This is a genomic window from Pedobacter hiemivivus, from assembly GCF_005144565.1.
Taxonomy (GTDB): domain Bacteria; phylum Bacteroidota; class Bacteroidia; order Sphingobacteriales; family Sphingobacteriaceae; genus Pedobacter; species Pedobacter hiemivivus.
On sequence record NZ_SWDX01000002.1, the window covers coordinates 49,226 to 65,226 of the forward strand.

At 38.1% G+C, this 16,001-nt stretch carries 18 protein-coding genes; 9 read left to right on the top strand and 9 right to left on the bottom strand.

Annotated features, from left to right (window positions below; genetic code table 11):
• From FBD94_RS04120 to FBD94_RS26560, 6 genes are all read left to right on the top strand, one after another.
• Positions 1–1,176 carry a TolC family protein gene (locus tag FBD94_RS04120; RefSeq protein ID WP_136879224.1) on the top strand — a complete coding sequence of 392 codons (1,176 nt, stop codon included), beginning with the start codon at positions 1–3 and terminating at the stop codon, positions 1,174–1,176.
• Between the two features lie 124 nt (positions 1,177–1,300).
• Positions 1,301–1,909: a class I SAM-dependent methyltransferase gene (locus FBD94_RS04125; RefSeq protein WP_136879225.1), complete on the top strand. Its 609-nt coding sequence runs from the start codon at positions 1,301–1,303 to the stop codon at positions 1,907–1,909.
• 131 nt (positions 1,910–2,040) lie between these two features.
• The gene (locus tag FBD94_RS04130; protein WP_136879226.1) at positions 2,041–2,553 is read left to right on the top strand and encodes an HYC_CC_PP family protein; all 513 of its coding nucleotides are present in this window, start codon (positions 2,041–2,043) and stop codon (positions 2,551–2,553) included.
• An 81-nt stretch (positions 2,554–2,634) separates the two neighbouring features.
• A complete protein-coding gene (locus FBD94_RS04135) occupies positions 2,635–3,108 on the top strand; it encodes a DUF3347 domain-containing protein (RefSeq protein WP_136879227.1) in 474 nt (157 codons plus the stop codon).
• 63 nt (positions 3,109–3,171) lie between these two features.
• The gene (locus tag FBD94_RS04140) at positions 3,172–3,747 is read left to right on the top strand and encodes a DUF3347 domain-containing protein (protein ID WP_136879228.1); all 576 of its coding nucleotides are present in this window, start codon (positions 3,172–3,174) and stop codon (positions 3,745–3,747) included.
• Positions 3,748–3,845: 98 nt separating this feature from the next.
• Positions 3,846–4,037, top strand: a complete 192-nt coding sequence (locus FBD94_RS26560) for a heme-binding domain-containing protein (protein ID WP_394347781.1) — start codon at positions 3,846–3,848, stop codon at positions 4,035–4,037.
• Here the strand turns inward: FBD94_RS26560 and FBD94_RS04150 are convergent.
• Positions 4,011–5,135 (bottom strand): reverse transcriptase domain-containing protein, encoded by a 1,125-nt coding sequence (locus tag FBD94_RS04150; protein ID WP_136879230.1) that lies wholly within the window; start codon positions 5,133–5,135, stop codon positions 4,011–4,013. The genes FBD94_RS26560 and FBD94_RS04150 overlap by 27 nt on opposite strands.
• A gap of 605 nt (positions 5,136–5,740) precedes the next feature.
• A complete protein-coding gene (locus FBD94_RS04155) occupies positions 5,741–5,992 on the bottom strand; it encodes a hypothetical protein (RefSeq protein ID WP_136879231.1) in 252 nt (83 codons plus the stop codon).
• A gap of 136 nt (positions 5,993–6,128) precedes the next feature.
• Here FBD94_RS04155 and FBD94_RS04160 point away from each other — a divergent pair, with 136 nt between their 5' ends.
• Positions 6,129–6,404, top strand: coding sequence for a hypothetical protein (locus FBD94_RS04160; RefSeq protein WP_235884366.1), 276 nt, complete (start codon positions 6,129–6,131; stop codon positions 6,402–6,404).
• Positions 6,405–6,547: 143 nt separating this feature from the next.
• Here the strand turns inward: FBD94_RS04160 and FBD94_RS04165 are convergent, their stop codons facing one another.
• The 7 genes from FBD94_RS04165 to FBD94_RS04195 all read right to left on the bottom strand — a co-directional run bounded on the left by FBD94_RS04165 (position 6,548) and on the right by FBD94_RS04195 (position 13,713).
• Entirely contained in the window at positions 6,548–7,117 is a 570-nt protein-coding gene (locus tag FBD94_RS04165) for a hypothetical protein (protein WP_136879233.1), read from the bottom strand.
• Between the two features lie 203 nt (positions 7,118–7,320).
• Positions 7,321–8,442 carry a hypothetical protein gene (locus FBD94_RS04170; RefSeq protein WP_136879234.1) on the bottom strand — a complete coding sequence of 374 codons (1,122 nt, stop codon included), beginning with the start codon at positions 8,440–8,442 and terminating at the stop codon, positions 7,321–7,323.
• A gap of 1 nt (position 8,443) precedes the next feature.
• Positions 8,444–10,027, bottom strand: a complete 1,584-nt coding sequence (locus FBD94_RS04175; protein WP_136879235.1) for a hybrid sensor histidine kinase/response regulator — start codon at positions 10,025–10,027, stop codon at positions 8,444–8,446.
• Between the two features lie 17 nt (positions 10,028–10,044).
• Positions 10,045–11,274: a sensor histidine kinase gene (locus tag FBD94_RS04180; protein ID WP_136879236.1), complete on the bottom strand. Its 1,230-nt coding sequence runs from the start codon at positions 11,272–11,274 to the stop codon at positions 10,045–10,047.
• Between the two features lies 1 nt (position 11,275).
• On the bottom strand, positions 11,276–11,629 hold the full coding sequence (locus tag FBD94_RS04185) for a photoactive yellow protein (RefSeq protein ID WP_136879237.1): 354 nt from the start codon (positions 11,627–11,629) through the stop codon (positions 11,276–11,278).
• A 1,178-nt stretch (positions 11,630–12,807) separates the two neighbouring features.
• Positions 12,808–13,479, bottom strand: a complete 672-nt coding sequence (locus tag FBD94_RS04190; protein ID WP_136879238.1) for a DUF6766 family protein — start codon at positions 13,477–13,479, stop codon at positions 12,808–12,810.
• Positions 13,480–13,563: 84 nt separating this feature from the next.
• Complete coding sequence (locus FBD94_RS04195; protein ID WP_131607045.1) at positions 13,564–13,713, bottom strand: lmo0937 family membrane protein; 150 nt, start codon at positions 13,711–13,713, stop codon at positions 13,564–13,566.
• A 145-nt stretch (positions 13,714–13,858) separates the two neighbouring features.
• Here FBD94_RS04195 and FBD94_RS04200 point away from each other — a divergent pair, with 145 nt between their 5' ends.
• Both FBD94_RS04200 and FBD94_RS04205 read left to right on the top strand, forming a co-directional pair.
• Positions 13,859–14,644 (top strand): DUF72 domain-containing protein, encoded by a 786-nt coding sequence (locus FBD94_RS04200; protein WP_225874613.1) that lies wholly within the window; start codon positions 13,859–13,861, stop codon positions 14,642–14,644.
• A gap of 62 nt (positions 14,645–14,706) precedes the next feature.
• Positions 14,707–15,879, top strand: coding sequence for a sensor histidine kinase (locus FBD94_RS04205; protein WP_136879239.1), 1,173 nt, complete (start codon positions 14,707–14,709; stop codon positions 15,877–15,879).
• Positions 15,880–16,001: the final 122 nt, after the last annotated feature.

A 16,001-nucleotide genomic window follows, 5' to 3' on the forward strand; every position in this document is an offset into this window, starting at 1 on the left:
ATGAAAACTTTAACATACACATTGCTTTTGATCTTAGGGCTAAATCAAGCAAAAGCACAAACGGTGGATTCTGTATTAAATCTTACAAAGTCACAGAACAAAACGCTGAAAGTACACCAGGCCGAAACTGATGCCAGTAAAATGGCGTTCCGAACTGGCCTAAACCCTGAAAATCCAACGGCAGAATACGAAATACTTTTCGGCACACCAAAAGATGCAGGGAATCAACAAGATTTTGCCATTACCCAGCGTTTTGATTTTCCAAGTAGTTATACTTATCGCAAACAGGCATCCAATGAGAAGATAAAGCAAGCCGATTTTATTGCAAAAGCAAAAGGACAGGAATTGCTTTTAAATGTGAAATTAGACTGGCTGCAATGGGTTTACCTTAATCAGCTCAATCTCACGTATGCCGAACGGGTAAAGGCTGTTGAAAAATTGCATACTGCTTATCAGAAAAAAATGAGCGCTGGTGATGGGAATATCCTTGATTTCAATAAGATTAAGTTGCTGCTTTTGGAAACCAAAACCCAGTTAAAGCGTAACGAGCAGCAAAAGGAGCAGTTGAAACAAAAATTTGTGACTTATACAGGTGGAAGCTCAGTAGCCATAGATACAAAAGTATATCCCGAAAATCCTTCCATACCGTCTTTTGAAATACTGGATAGTTTGATTGAGGCAAATGATCCGTTGCTTAAAATTTATGCCACTCAACAGACAATTGCGGCTAAAGAAACGGCATTGAATAAAGCTTTGACCTTACCGGGTTTTGAAGCAGGTTATCACAGCCAGTCTATCCTTGGTCAGAAATACCAGGGCATCCATGTAGGTTTAAGCATTCCACTTTGGGAAAAGAAAAACGCAGTTAAGCAAAAGAAACTGGAGCAATTGGTCGCTGAAAACCGTATGACAGACCATCGTTTGGAACACATGCAGGAAAACAGGGTCTATTATCAACAATACGAAGAGGCTACCTATTTACTTGGGGAATATAAGGGCTTGCTGGATCAGCTCAAATCCGAACCTTTGTTAGAAAAGGCTTTGCGGTTTGGTGAGATTTCAGTAATCCAGTATTACAATGAAATTTTATCACTTTACAAAACACGTGATGCTTACCTGGAATATGGTTTACAGCAACAACAAGCTATAGCAAGGTTGTTTAAATGCAAACTTTAAGCAAGCATCATCAAAAAATAGTCAATTTGTTCCGAAAACTAACAATAGTCGGAATAAATTGACTTAATAGTTAAGGATATAGTTAATTTCGTGAGAAGCTATTGATCATCATTAATTTTACACCATGTCAGAAAGAAAAGCTCATTGGGAATACGTATATGCCTCAAAACAACCTGAAGAGGTCAGTTGGACTCAGGACATTCCACAAACTTCCCTTGATTTTATCAATAGTTTTAACCTTCCTAAATCTGCAAGTATTATTGACATTGGTGGAGGAGATAGTAAGCTAGTGGATTGTTTACTGGATCTTGGATATGACAACATCACTGTCTTAGATATTTCAGCGAAAGCATTGGAGAAAGCCAAAGGACGATTGGGAGTAAGGGCAGAGAAGATCAAATGGATTGTCTCGGATATCACTGATTTTAACTCTTCTGAAAAGTATGACGTCTGGCATGACCGCGCCACTTTTCACTTTTTAGTAAACGCCGAACAGATTGGGAAATATTTAGATAGTGCGCGTAAATCGGTTAAGGGATACCTTGTAATTGGCACGTTTTCAGCCAATGGCCCTAAAAAATGTAGCGGTTTAGAGATCCGTCAATACTCCGAAGAACAATTAGACTTTCAATTATCTGATGGTTTTCAAAAACTGCATTGCATTGTTGAGGATCATGTTACACCTTTTGATACCATCCAGAACTTTTTGTTTTGCAGCTTTAAAAAGGTTTAAGTTAAATAAGCGTAAAGTATGGTCAAGATAAAACTATACATATTCTAAACAATATCTTTATTGAACTGTTTTACAAATTAATGATGCTTGCCAGAATTATATAAAATTATGACAAAATAATATAAATCTAGGTGGAGAAATATCACGTAATTTTGTTATTGATGAAAGGAAAACTATCCGTACCATTAAAAGCAGTGTTTTTACTGGTTGTGTTTTTATTAAACACAGTGGTTGGTTTTGCCTGTGCTGTCACTATGCAGAATGGGATTCCTCAACAGGAGCAACATGCCACTGAATCACATAAACATACAGATCATTATCATGCTAATCATTATCATGCTAATCATGATCATTCTAAATCAGCTGAAGCTCACCACGATTTAACGGATCATCATGGCACTAAAAAAGATAACGATGAATGCTGTAAGGATGAAGTCACAAAACTACTGAAGGAAGACAAGGTATCGCCTTCTAAAATAAAATTCAGCATACAACCAGATACCTTTTTTACTTTACTTCCCACTTATTGTCAGTTAGATGCTTTGGCATTCTCTGTATATCAACCCACTACTAAATATTTCGTAAGAAGCTATCATCCACCCATACGGGATATCCGGATAAGCATTCAAAGTTTTCAAATTTGATTAAATGATTTCATAGTTTTTGCATGGAGACTGGAACTCCTATGCCTATAATTTTCTATAAATCATTGAAATCAAATCATCATGAAAAGAATATTTCTTTTAGTTGCAATTTTAGCAACATCCCTTGTGCACTATAGCTTTGCGCAAGACCACTCTGGTCACACTCAAACTGGCGACCTGCTCAATCTTTACTATAAAACCAAGGACGCACTTGTAGCAGGAAATGCTAATCTTGTTGCCTCAAAATCGGCAGAATTGGTTAAGTCATTAACTGATGACAAAACTGTCAGTAAGGCAATGAAAGCTTCTTTGTTGGAACATGCAGGTTTGATTGCGGAAAGCAAAGATCTGAAAAGTCAACGTGAACATTTTGCAGGTCTTTCTAACGGAATGATCACACTCGTTAAATCTACGAAGTTATCCGCCGAACCTATTTACCAGCAATATTGCCCAATGAAAAAGGCCAACTGGCTAAGTAGTGAGAAAGCAATTAAAAACCCGTATTACGGCAGCTCTATGCTGACATGCGGCAAAGTAGTAGAAACAATTAAGTAATCTTTTTATAATTAGCCTCACGCTTTTTGTTTGGGGCTTTACTTGTATTTTAATAAAAACATCATGAAAAATATCATATTTAGTATGGCTGCGTCCATCCTTTTTTTAGCGGCCTGTAACAATGAAACAAAGAAGAACGAGGCTACTTCCAGTACTGACAGTACGTCGGTAACTGCTGTAGACACTACTTCAAAATCACAACAGAAGTCACCGATCCACAACATTGTTAGTGCTTATTTACAGTTAAAGAATGCACTTGCTAAAGATAACGACAAAGATGCGGCATCGTCTGGTAAGGCATTGGAAACTGCGTTGGCAGGCTTTGATAAATCTTCCCTGACCGCGGATAAAGTTAAAATATATGACGATATAGCTGGCGATGCCAAGGAACATGCAGTGCATATTGGTGCAAATGTCGGCAACATCAAGCATCAGCGTGAACATTTTGAAACCCTAAGTCAGGATATTTATGATCTTGTTAAAGGAATTGGTGCAGGGCAGAAGCTGTATGTTGATCATTGCCCAATGTACAATGAGAACAAAGGTGCAAATTGGATTAGTGAGTCCAAAGAAATCAGTAATCCTTATCTGGGACAGTCTATGCCAACATGCGGTACTGTTAAAGAGGAATTGCAATAATAGCCATGGGCGGCATAAAGAAAATTCTTCTTGGGTTATTGGTAATCCTTATAATTATCCAGTTTATACACCCTGCCCGCAACAAAAGCGGGCAGGCTATGCCAAATGATATTTCCAAAATGGTTGCCATGCCAGGTGATGTACAGGGAATCTTGAAGAAAGCCTGTTATGATTGCCATAGTAACAATACGGATTATCCCTGGTATACTTATATACAGCCCTTCCATTGGTTTATGAATTACCATATAGCATCTAAAGAAGAATTAAATTTTAATGAATTTGGTATCTAAAAAACTGTAGGCTGCGATCCAGCCTTCAACAGCATTGCGCACTTTTACCAATACCTGGAGCAGGCCAAGGGCCAGATCAGGATAATTTTCTTTAAGGGTCTTCAAAGAAGAAAGGTCTTTTAGTTTGTTGATGACGGAGATGATCTTTTTGTCGGAAACCGTGCAGTTTTTTCCGTCGAACTTGACCGATAAGAAACTGAACTGTGTTTCTGCGGGCTTTAAAATGCGGCTTATTTTTTCTCCAGGTGCTGAGCTGGGCTTCAGCGGGTAAAGTTTTAAACCCAGTTTGGTTTCGAGTTCATTGACAGCAATCAGATAGGCCGCTTCTGCATCTTTTTTCGATTTGCACATGATGATAAAGTCATCTGCATACCGGATCATTTTTATGTTTTCCCTGATCATGCGCTGATCAAATTCGGAAAGGAATACATTTGCCAGCAGCGGAGATAATGCATTTCCCTGCGGTATACCTTCTTCTGCACTAACAAAAATATCGTCGTAGGTTTTTAAATCACGCTTTTTAAGTTCTTCCCTGTTTCCTAGTTCTTGGTTAAGAGAACCCTGTAGCAGATGGTTAATAGAGTCATCCGGTAATTTACTGTACAGGTCTTTTAATAACATGCTTTTATTGACCGTTGGGAAGAAACTTTGAATGTCTGCTTCCAGGATATGCGTATAGCCCTGTTGGTAGTATGATGCCATTTTCAAAATGGCATCCTGAATACTACGTTTCTTTTGATAGGCAAAACTGCATTTGTTCCTGATTTTGTAAATCCTGGCAACTTTGGCTTCTACTTTAAGCGCAAGTGCTTTATGTACAATTCTATCATTTACTTCGGAGATCAATAAAGGACGGTGGCCTTTGTTTTTCTTCGCTAATGCTACTCCTTTAACCTTGGAAAAGGTGAATGTTCCTTTAGTTAGGGAATTTGAAAGTGCCTGGATGTTTTTATTGAGGTTGGTTTCAAAATCTTTGATAGATATCTTAGATAAACCAGTTGATTTTTTATTGGAGGTATTAAGTAATTTCCAAGCTTTTTTAAGGTGCTGGATAGTGGATATTTGTTTAATTAAGGGTTGAGGTGTTCTTGATGCCATATTTATCTATGAAGTGTGGGTCCAAACTGTTGCAGTCCTTGCAGGTCCATTCATAATCACAGGAGAGAGGTTATCAAACACAGTAATGGTAGATAATACCACACTTTACGCTTAACAGTCTCTTTAGCATTAGCCATCGTCAGGCGCTTAGCACCGTCCATTGTCATAACTTTTAGTTCCCGGCCTCCAGCCAGGCTCCATTTCTTTGTTTTTTACCTTTCATACTACTTTGTTTAGGCGTATCTACGCAATATAAAGCTACAGTTTTTTACCACTTTTGCAACTTTTTTGAAAATAGTTGAAGGCCGCTGCTCCCCGCCCTTTAAAAGTCCCAATTCCACTGATATGGTTACCCCGAACCTGCAAGTAAAAGTGTCATTAGGTTTGCACAGGAGAGAGGTTATCAAACACAGTAATGGTAGATAATACCACACTTTACGCTTAACAGTCTCTTTAGCATTAGCCATCGTCAGGCGCTTAGCACCGTCCATGACATGCACAAAGATAAATAATTTCTACAATACTTGTGCTAGCATCTCTTCTTCAATTACTAGCATATCTTCCCCTTTTCGCGTTTTGCTAAAGAAGGGGCAAGGGCTAGTTTATTAGGCGTAATGTGCATCAATTTCCTGTCCGATGGTCTGGATTTCTTCCTGCTCCATGTTGCCTTCCAGTAAATGCCAACGGTCGTCTGCATCCTGATGAAGGACGCCGAGCATCTCGTTGTCACGGAGCACGCGGTAGTTCCGCTCATGTTTTGGAACAGAGGCCGGATAGTATATGGTGATCGTGAATGTTAGGGGTTCTAGCCCGGCGTTGATCGCTATCGATAGGTTAAATATTTCTTCTTCCTGCATGGCCTGTGATGGTTTATAGGTTAAACACCTGCCAGCTGAATTAGTTAGTCCAAATCGTACACTTTTTGAAAGTCGCTGTTTATTATCTGCCTTTGGCAGCTGATTGATGGTTTATGATTTCGGGGCAATTGATAATGTGCAACCTTTAAGGCCTGAAAGTTTATTTGAGCTTTTAAAAACGGAATTTCCTGCTTACGTGAATGAGCAGCTTGGTAGCAACCTAGCTGTGGAATTTGCTCACGTTGCTGATATTGTGAATATCAGTTTCCCGGAAATTATTGACGGTAACGCTTACACGATTACAGTCGGGGACAGTAGTCTCGAACTCACTGACCACACTACAGATGGTACTTACAATACCGAGTTGCTAGAACAGCATCTCATGGAATTTTTGACTTTAAAGGCAGGTTAGCTTGGTTACTTTTTTCGATATGTAATTCACTGTAAATCATATAGATGACGGAAACGGCTTCATTTACGATGTAATATTGTTATATGCTGGTGCAACAACTTTTTCCAGTTAGCGCTGTGTTTTCCATGATTTAGTCTGATTTGTTAAGAATTAGCTTCTTTTATATGTTGAGGTAATCTACTGTACCATTTTATAATTCCATAAGTTACTTGCTTAAGGAACACATTTAGCTGTTTTAGCTCTTCCTCTTTACACTCATTTTGATTTTGTGTATAATTTGATTTTGCATGTACGATTGAATTTCTTGTACTATATAGAATTGTACCTAATGAATTTATACTTTTTTGTATTTGCTCAGGATTTGTCTCGTAGCTTAACTGTGCTGAGTTAAGTCCCGAATTTTTACTAACTTTTTTTTGAAGATCATCGGGCAAAAGTTGGAAAACATCGATTAAATCTATGGTTTCTTTCAATATAGATTGGGCTAATTCCTTATCCGTTTGAGAAGTTCGATGTTGGTCAGCGATTTGTATTATTGCCTTAATATCATGGTTTTTTGCTCCACTAATTCTAATCGAATCCAATTTCCGAGTTAAACTATCGTATGCAATACGTTTTGAAGATATTAGGGCATAAAATTCAATAATTATATAGTAGTATAAAAAACTAATCTCGGGGTCAACTGACTCTGTCGCCTTTAAATACAAATCCATACCCTCTGTATATTCTTGTAATGTGTCAATTTTGACATCATGTATCCCTTCTTCAACCTAGTCTTCAGAACTATCCCAATACACAAGTAAACAGATCGACGAATGCAAATTTATGGTGGAGCGTGACATAGTAAAACGAAATGAGGGCTTTGGTTAGTGCTGCATCGTCATTAATATACTTCAGACAGACTTGCTAATACTACTCAAACGTCCGCAGCGATTGAGCCAAAAGTTACACGCTTAGGAATTTCGTGAGGTTTTAAGGATGAACGTATCTGTTTCATTACCGCCTCTCTATTTGCTTTGTTATCTACATGCAAACCTAAATAAGCATGTATGGTTACTTTATTTTCAATACGCTTTGCACTTAAATTACAATTTTGAACGGCGGGGAACTGCTCTATGATATTTTGGATGTAATCCAAATCCGCTAGTTTTCCTGCAATTTTTATTTTTTTGTCCTTTCGGCCCAAAATATTCAGCGTGTTCGCGCCGTTTATCCCAATGTGATCCATTAACATGTAGGTCAGTTGGGTATCCTGATCTTCAATTTCGCTATTATTCGGAGTTGTCGTAAATTTCCAGTATGGAAACAAGGTAAATCCTTGCAAAAAGCTTTTCCTGAACGCTACACCAGCGGTTTCAGTTGAACCATATAATTCTGTAAGAATTACGTTTTTATTTATTATATCTTTAAAAAGAGAATCAAATAGAGGGGCGCCAGAGGATACGCCATAACAATTAAGAACGGATGGTGAAGGAACTAATATCACCTGCCAATGAAAAGGGGTAGCTACGATGAGCGCTTTTGATGGCAGATTTTGCAGATTGATTTCGGATGGGTATAAAACCGGTATTTTTAATTTTTGCTGTAATCCAACGGTGAATAAAAATCCATAGATCGTATAGGATGGAATGTAGGGGATAATTTGGGTAGCATCGTTGAACAAGGTTGATAAAAAGTTAATTTCCCGATCTAAAAATTGCATCGTGTGCTTAACGACTTTTGTATTGCCCGTTGTTCCTGAGGATGTGAAACTAATCGAATTGTTAACTTCTTTCTTTGCACTCAGTATCTCACTCACCCATTCGTCAACGCTGCTATACGACAATAAGTAGGGTGGCTGATCCATTTCAAAAAGACTAAAAAATGACCCGGCTGCCACCGACAGGTGCATCAACTGAATTGAATCTAAACCAACATCATTTTTCCAATCAAGCCCAGTTGTATCATAAGGTGTATTTACACCGTAAAATGGCGTATCTGTCACCTTTAAAGCAAGGTCCAATAATATCCTTTTAATATGCTGCGTCTCCCAAATCATCCTATTGGGCTAAAGGCAGTCGAATTATAAAATGAGCACCGTTATCATTTCTCGCCTCTATGGTGCCATTATGAGCGGTTATATATTGTTTAACAATGGCCAATCCCAATCCGGTGCCGTTGCTTTTGCCAGAAGTTACAAAGGCATCAAAAAGTGTCGCGAGGATTTGATTTGGTATACCAGGTCCATTATCCTTAATAATTAACACACCATACTGACCTTCTTTTTCGACAGTAATCTCCACCACAGGATTTTGAACTTTGTTATCCTTGAGCGCTTCTAAAGCATTATTTATAAGATTCATGATAACGCGCCTGAGCTTTCCTTTGTCGCCCATAACCATTAATCCAGGCGCTATATTTTCATGAAAAGAAACTTCTTTAGCTTCTAACGCCTGATCAACAAGTGTTATACAATCCTTAATGAGATGATCGACAGCAACCGGTTGCAGACTTAAAGGTGCGTCTCTCAAAAAATCCATAAAATCATCAAATATATCAGACGCCTGAGTTCCGCAAGTGTCGATCATATCTAACCAATCGCTGCTGAATCCTTCATCGCGTATGTAGGCCGTTAATAGCGGGATATTTTTTATCGGTGTTCTTAAGTCGTGAATTAACATACCCACTGCTTTTCCCACAGCCGACAATTTTTCTTTCTGCAAAAGCTCTTCGTTAAGTTCTTTATTTTTGATAGCCTTTGCCGCATTTTGAACAAAGAGCTTTAATAAATATAACTTCTCTGTCTTCAGCTGAACGTCATCACTCACTACTGCAAAAATGGTATAGCCATCCAGTCTGATGAAAACAACCTCAGCGATTTGTTCTACTTCCTGCAGGTTGAATTTGGAGGAAGATATGATTTCGGTTATCTTATCAACATCAACTTCTTTTTCAGAATTACCGGTCGAAAATAATTTTTGATATTCATTGTTTTTAAGCAGTTTGCCCATCAAAGCAGTCTCGCTGCCAATGTACATGGATAATTGATCTAATATGTTCTGTAAAAGGGAATTAAGATGAGCTTCTGACAGATTAATATTGGCGATCAGTTCGATCAATCGTTCGAGATTTCTTAATTTACTGTAATTATTTACAGCCTTGGTGGCTAACTGTAAGATCTCTTCAGCCGCGTATGGCTTACAGTGGTAACCTACATTTTGCCCCGCTTTAGCCACGATCTCTTCAATAGAATGGTCAGTAAATGCCGTTACGATAATAATCTCTGCTTTTATATCGACCTCCCTGATCCTTAACGCGGTCTCCAGTCCATCCCATCCCGGCATTCTCATATCCAAAAAAATAACAGCATAAGGATTGTTATCCGCGATGGCTGTCCTTATTTTTTTCAGGCCATCCATGCCGTTCACGGCTTTGTTTACCGTAAATACAGGTATTTGACTATTTTTAACAGCGCTGATAATGCCTATCGCATCTTCTTCATCATCAAAAAGTATATTAGAGGCGCTTGCAACTTTTCCGCTGGGATGTAAAACAGGCGGAGCCAGAATTTCCTCCATGTTATCCCTTACAATCTCTTCATCATCGATAATCAGTACCCGGGTATTCATTGTTTCCTGCTGCATGTTCTTGTTAGTTATGTTTATAAATGGAAAAGTACCGTGGCGGTTGCGCCTTTGTCTTCTCCATCACTGACGAGGCCAATTTCACCATTATGCGCTTCAATAATACTTTTGCAATTGGCCAGTCCTAATCCAGTGCCTTCTGCCTTGGTTGTATAGCCCCGGTTGAATAAGTTTAACCCCATTGCTGAATTAAAGCCTTTACCGTTATCGGTAATCTCAACTATAATAGCGTACTTGTTTGCTGTAAGACGAGCTGTGATTTTTTTATCCGGCCGTGTAACGGCTTCAACAGAATCAACGGAGTTTTTGAAAAGATTGAGAAACACCTGCATCAATTTTGTCCGGTCCCCTTTGATCTGAGGTATGGTTGCCGGCGCATCAAAGTTAAAGGCGATGTCTTTCTTATCAAGGCTCCCAAATAACATCGAGATAGAGTCATTAACAACTGCACGGAGATTGACGGGTTCCCGCTCCGAACTTTGCCCTTTCATATACTGTCGTTGAATATTCAGTATTTCCTGTATGTGCGAAATAATTTTCATCTGGTCTGATAAAGAACCTTTTATTGCAAGGAGTTGATCTTCCTGATTCATAATAATACCGCTTATGAACTCCAACATCGCATACGCTTTTTGCTCACCGATCGCCGTAATAAATGAAGGCAGATTTTTGTGCACCAATTTTTGAAGTTTCTGCAGTGCAGCAATGTCATTTTGTTCTGCTGAACGTTTGATCTTGATCATATAAGAGCCGAAACCCACTACGGCATTGCCGATATCATGCAATACCCCTGATGCTGTTTCAAACTTGCTTTGTTCAACTGCTTTGTCAAGCTGTATTTGGCTCAACTGTTTTTCTTTATAATACAGTTCTGTAATATCATCAAAGATGTACATCAATGTACCAGCATCCAACTTGTTTACCGTGAACAAGTAATGAAGGATAGCCGGTTCTGCATTTTTTCGTTCCTGGCGGATCTCCTGTCTCAATTGGTTAACTATACAACCCGACTCTGGAGTAAACCCTTTGACTATCACTAAGAGCCCCGGTGCTATGATGGCCAGTAACTCAGTAATATTATCTCCTTGCAATCCGTGGCTATAAAACAAGGGCATAAGCAATTGAACACTCTTGGCATTCATTTGCTTGATGCCACCTGCTATATTCGCCTCGATCAATCCTATTGGGACCTGATGAATGATGGCAAGCATCTTTTGCAACTGGCTATCCCCAGCAAGCTTAGCCATATTAAGCTTTATGAGCTAACAGATACTGGTTGCCATTTTTTGCTTTGATCAGGCGAAGTTCTACTTTTGTGGGCTTGGTAACATAGGTGAACATATAAGGTATCACTTCATCGAGTTCCTCTTCTTTATACCTCTCCGCCACCATGAAATTATTGGTACAAGGGGCGACCTGAGTAAAAAAGTGCTTCCCTATTGCATTTTCTTTGGTAACGCCGCTTAAAGCAGATTCTGCACTGTTGTATGCTGTTATTATTCCCCTATAATCCATTCTTACTATACCAAAGTCTAGATCATCATACGCTTCGTCAGTATTGGCATCAAGCCAAGTCGGTAATCCATTATCACTAATTTTCATATGCTATAGGTTGAAACCTGACTTTTTTCGGAAGAGCCAAATTATTTGAATGTTAGAGTTGTATATAAAGTTAGTCATTATAAAATGGCAAACCTTTTATAATTGAATTAATTCGTGAAGCTTCCTGATGGGCCTTAACAGTATTTCATGTTTTGTTGATCTACCATTTAAACTCTGTATTTGATTTTAAGCAGGACGAATATCATTGTTAAACAAGGAAAATATTATGGAAGATTAGAAACATTGAAGAAACTTAAATCTACATTTAAAAACTTGAAGGAAGAATCACTGTTGACATGATAAAAAGGACACAACAAATCATTAACAGTTGACGAGGAGGATTTGCTAAAGAAAGCTGATGAGCAATTATCAAAGTTGTCCATTGAAATCGAGAATTTGTCAGGTAAATATGCTATTGAATATTCAGGCCAACTTTATGATTGGAAAACAAATACTTTTTACGACAGCAAACCGTCTACTGAGTGTCTAATTTTAGATACCATCTGCGTTATCGATACACAGAACGGAGTGTATTCAGATATGAGTGAAGATAGAATTAAATTATATCATGAAATATACGATTACCTATATCTTACCAAGTATTCAAGATTTAAAATCCTTCGAATAAAGAATATCAAGTAAGATATTTCTAATTTGAAATATGTTATTAAGCTATGAGATAAGAACGATTTAAAGCCCTTCACTTTCTAAGTCAAGTCATAATTGCAAATAAGATAGGGTTTGATATGCAGCCGAATACTGAGTATTCTGGTTCGTGGGGTGCATCTAATAATCTCAAAACAAAACTATTTGGTACAATGTCACATAGAAGTTTATTACATTTTAATTCAAAGTTTATTTTGAAGGATTACAAAAAAAAACTATCTTTGAAGCATCAAATAAGCAGTTATTTATACTCTACTATCGGACGATAGTTTGAAAAAATGTTTTGAGCTGATTTGATTTGAAATGAATTATGCCCTAATCTACTCCCTGATGTTTAAATAGGAGGTAAGTGGTTGTAAATTAGATATATATAACGTTGGTTTGGCATCCTGCCACCCCGACGAAAAAAGCCTTTAAATCTATGATTTAAAGGCTTTTTTGTTTTATGGCCTATTCTACACTCTGTTTTAGTGATATGATTCAAAGAGCCATAACATTTATCTTCAAAATAATTATTTTCCTGTTTCCATATGCGAGGCATCTACTGGTTTGGATTCCGGGGATCCTTTCTGCCTGAGGTATATGGTTAAAAAGACAATTGAAGCAACCGATAGAAATTCGCTTTGCCAGTTTTGAAAGGTTTCGAACCAAAATTCTGGCTCGCCCAAGTAGTCTATTACGCTTTCCTCAGGCAATTGCTTAGTCATTTGCTCTATGTTGTGCGCTTTCCAGCTTCCATATAGGTGCATTGCCCAGCTGAAAAAAAACAAAATACCAAAACAGATAGATAGTGAATTGCTATAAACTTTTAATACCCATCCCCCTTTTTTTACTGCCCATGGAGTATTTTTAGATGGTTTTGGCTCTCTATCGACTTCTTCTGCAATGTCTAACTTTTTGGATTCGGCTGAACCAATTTGGCGTAACGATACAGTAAGTAAAACATACAGCGTCATTTGCAGGAATTCACTTTCGAAATTTTCAAATGTAGCTGAAATAAAATGCCCACTTTGTAGGTAAGTCCCTATTCCAATTTCAGAGGATTTATCTTCTTTTAGTTCCTGGTTGTGCTGCTTCCAGCCCGTAAGGGCTTGCGCGGCAAGGGTGAAGATAAACAAACTCATGAAAACAATTGTAAGTCCATTTCTGTAAAAATAACTGTATTGTTTTGGATCAGGTTTCATGAGTTTGTAATTTCCGGCTAGGCATTTGCAAGTTTTAGATTAAATAATTTAAGTGCCAGACCTCAACCAAAGGCCTGGCACTGTTTAGGCCCTGCGGATCACACCCAAGACAACCGCTATGATAGCGATCACAATAAGGATATGAATGATTCCGCCTGTATAGTAACCACCCAAAAAGCTGATAGCCCAGATGATGACTAAAATGACTGCAATAGTATAAAGTAGATTTCCCATGACACTTATTTTAATTATGTTAAGCTTTTTGATTAAAACGTAATGGCAGCTACTTTTGTTTTTGCTAATTTCCAAGTAAGTAAAATAATACCTTAATAATTTATTCGCTATGTTGCTTGTAAATTGTTAAAAACAATAGATCTGCTTGTCTGTTCCATTGTTGATGCTTCCGATAAGTGATACCTCAGTTTATTATTCAGGCACAAGCGGTTTGTTGCTACCTGTGCCTAATAAATTGTATTACCCTGAAGAATTTATAGATAAAAGTCGGCTTTGTTTCTATGCTTCTATGATGAACAGCATTGAAATTAATAGTTCATTTTATAATTTGCCCATGTCCTCAACTGTGGCGAAATGGGCGAATGATGTGCCGGAAGAGTTCAGATTTACCTTTAAGCTTTCCAAACAAATAACACATAATAGAGGCCTGGCATTTAACCCGGAGTTGGTAACCAGCTTCATAGAAGTGATAGGCGAGGTTGATAATAAAAAGGGTTGCCTGCTAGTGCAGTTTCCGCCCAGTGTGCGGATCGTTCAGTTTAAACAGCTGGCTTTGCTGATGAAAGCATTACGAGATGCAGATCCGAATGCTGATTGGAATATTGCTTTGGAATTTAGACATATTTCCCTCTACCATGATGAGGTATATAAATTGATTGAGGAGCATCGGATGGGGATGGTGATACATGACAAGTCACCTGCATCTACTCCCATTAGGGATACTGAACTTCCCTTTGTTTATCTCCGCTTTCACGGCCCGGGGGGGAGTTATAGAGGTAGTTATGAAAACGAGATACTTTACGAGTATGCTTGTTATATCCGAGAATGGATAAAGGAGGGTAAAACGATCTACACTTATTTTAACAATACGATGGGTAGCGCTATAACCAATTTGTTCACACTCAGGGATATGGTAATGGGTATGGTTTGATCAGAATAAGCAATTCCTTATAAGTATGTATCTTGTAAAAATATTTATCATCACATCTAGCTATGGACAGTTACAACTCGTTAAATGATAAGATCGGTAGCCACAAGCTTAAGGAAATTGAACTGAATGGAAATATCCGGCAACAAGAACTCCTCATAGAAGCAATGCGGCTTGCTGAGGAAAAAAGTGCGATTCTTAATGCCATCATTGAGTCTACGGATGATGCCATCATTAGTAAAGATTTAAATGGCACAATTACCAGCTGGAATAATTCGGCTGAAAGAATATTCGGTTATACTGCTGAAGAAATGATTGGGCAGTCTATATTAAAGCTGATTCCTGCTGATCGCCAACAGGAAGAACCCTTAATTCTCAATCAGCTAAAAAGAGGGCAAAGGGTTGATCATTTTGAAACCAAAAGGAGAACGAAAAATGGATGTTTTATTGATGTTTCCTTAACTATATCACCAGTTAAAGATAAAGCCGGAAATATTATTGGTTTGTCTAAGATTGCGCGAGACATTACCGACAAAAAAATGGCTGAACAACGCAAAAATGATTTTGTAGCCATCGTGAGTCATGAACTAAAAACTCCGCTGACTAGCATGAAATCTTATATCCAATTGGCTTTAGGCAAAATAAAGGAATCAAATGAGAGTTTTATTGAAAGTGTTCTGACACGCGCGCACACTCAGACACAGAAAATGACAATGATGATCAATGATTTTTTAAATCTTTCTCGCATTGAGGAAGGGAAAATGCCTTTGAACAGGTCGAGGTTTGTCTTATCTGAGCTGATTGACGAGGTTGTTGAGGAAGGCTGCATTTTAGCGCCAAATCACCTCATCGAATACCAACGCTGCTCACGATTTATAGTTGATGCAGATAAGGATAAGCTCTGTCAAGTAATGAATAACCTTTTGAGTAATGCCGTTAAATATTCTGACCCAGGCACAGTAATAAGCATTTGCTGCAAAATTGAAATGGATGTGGTAGTGGTTAGTTTTTCTGACCATGGGTTAGGAATTTCAGCCGAAGATCAAAAACGATTGTTTGAAAGGTTCTACAGGGTCTCGGATGAACGGGCAAAAAATGTTTCTGGTTTTGGTATTGGTCTGTATCTTGTGGCCGAAATTCTGAAGTTACATGGTAGCAAGATTACCGTTAGTAGTGAAATAGGAAAAGGTTCTGTATTTTCATTTTGCTTACCAATTGAATCCAAAGAGTTGATTTGAAGGTTAATGAGTTAATTATGATTCCTAAATCTCAGCTGAAAGTCTAATTAGTAAATCGTTAGGGAGTCCTGCAATTTAAAATAAGAAATTTTATGAAACATTCTTAATCTAAGACTGTTAAT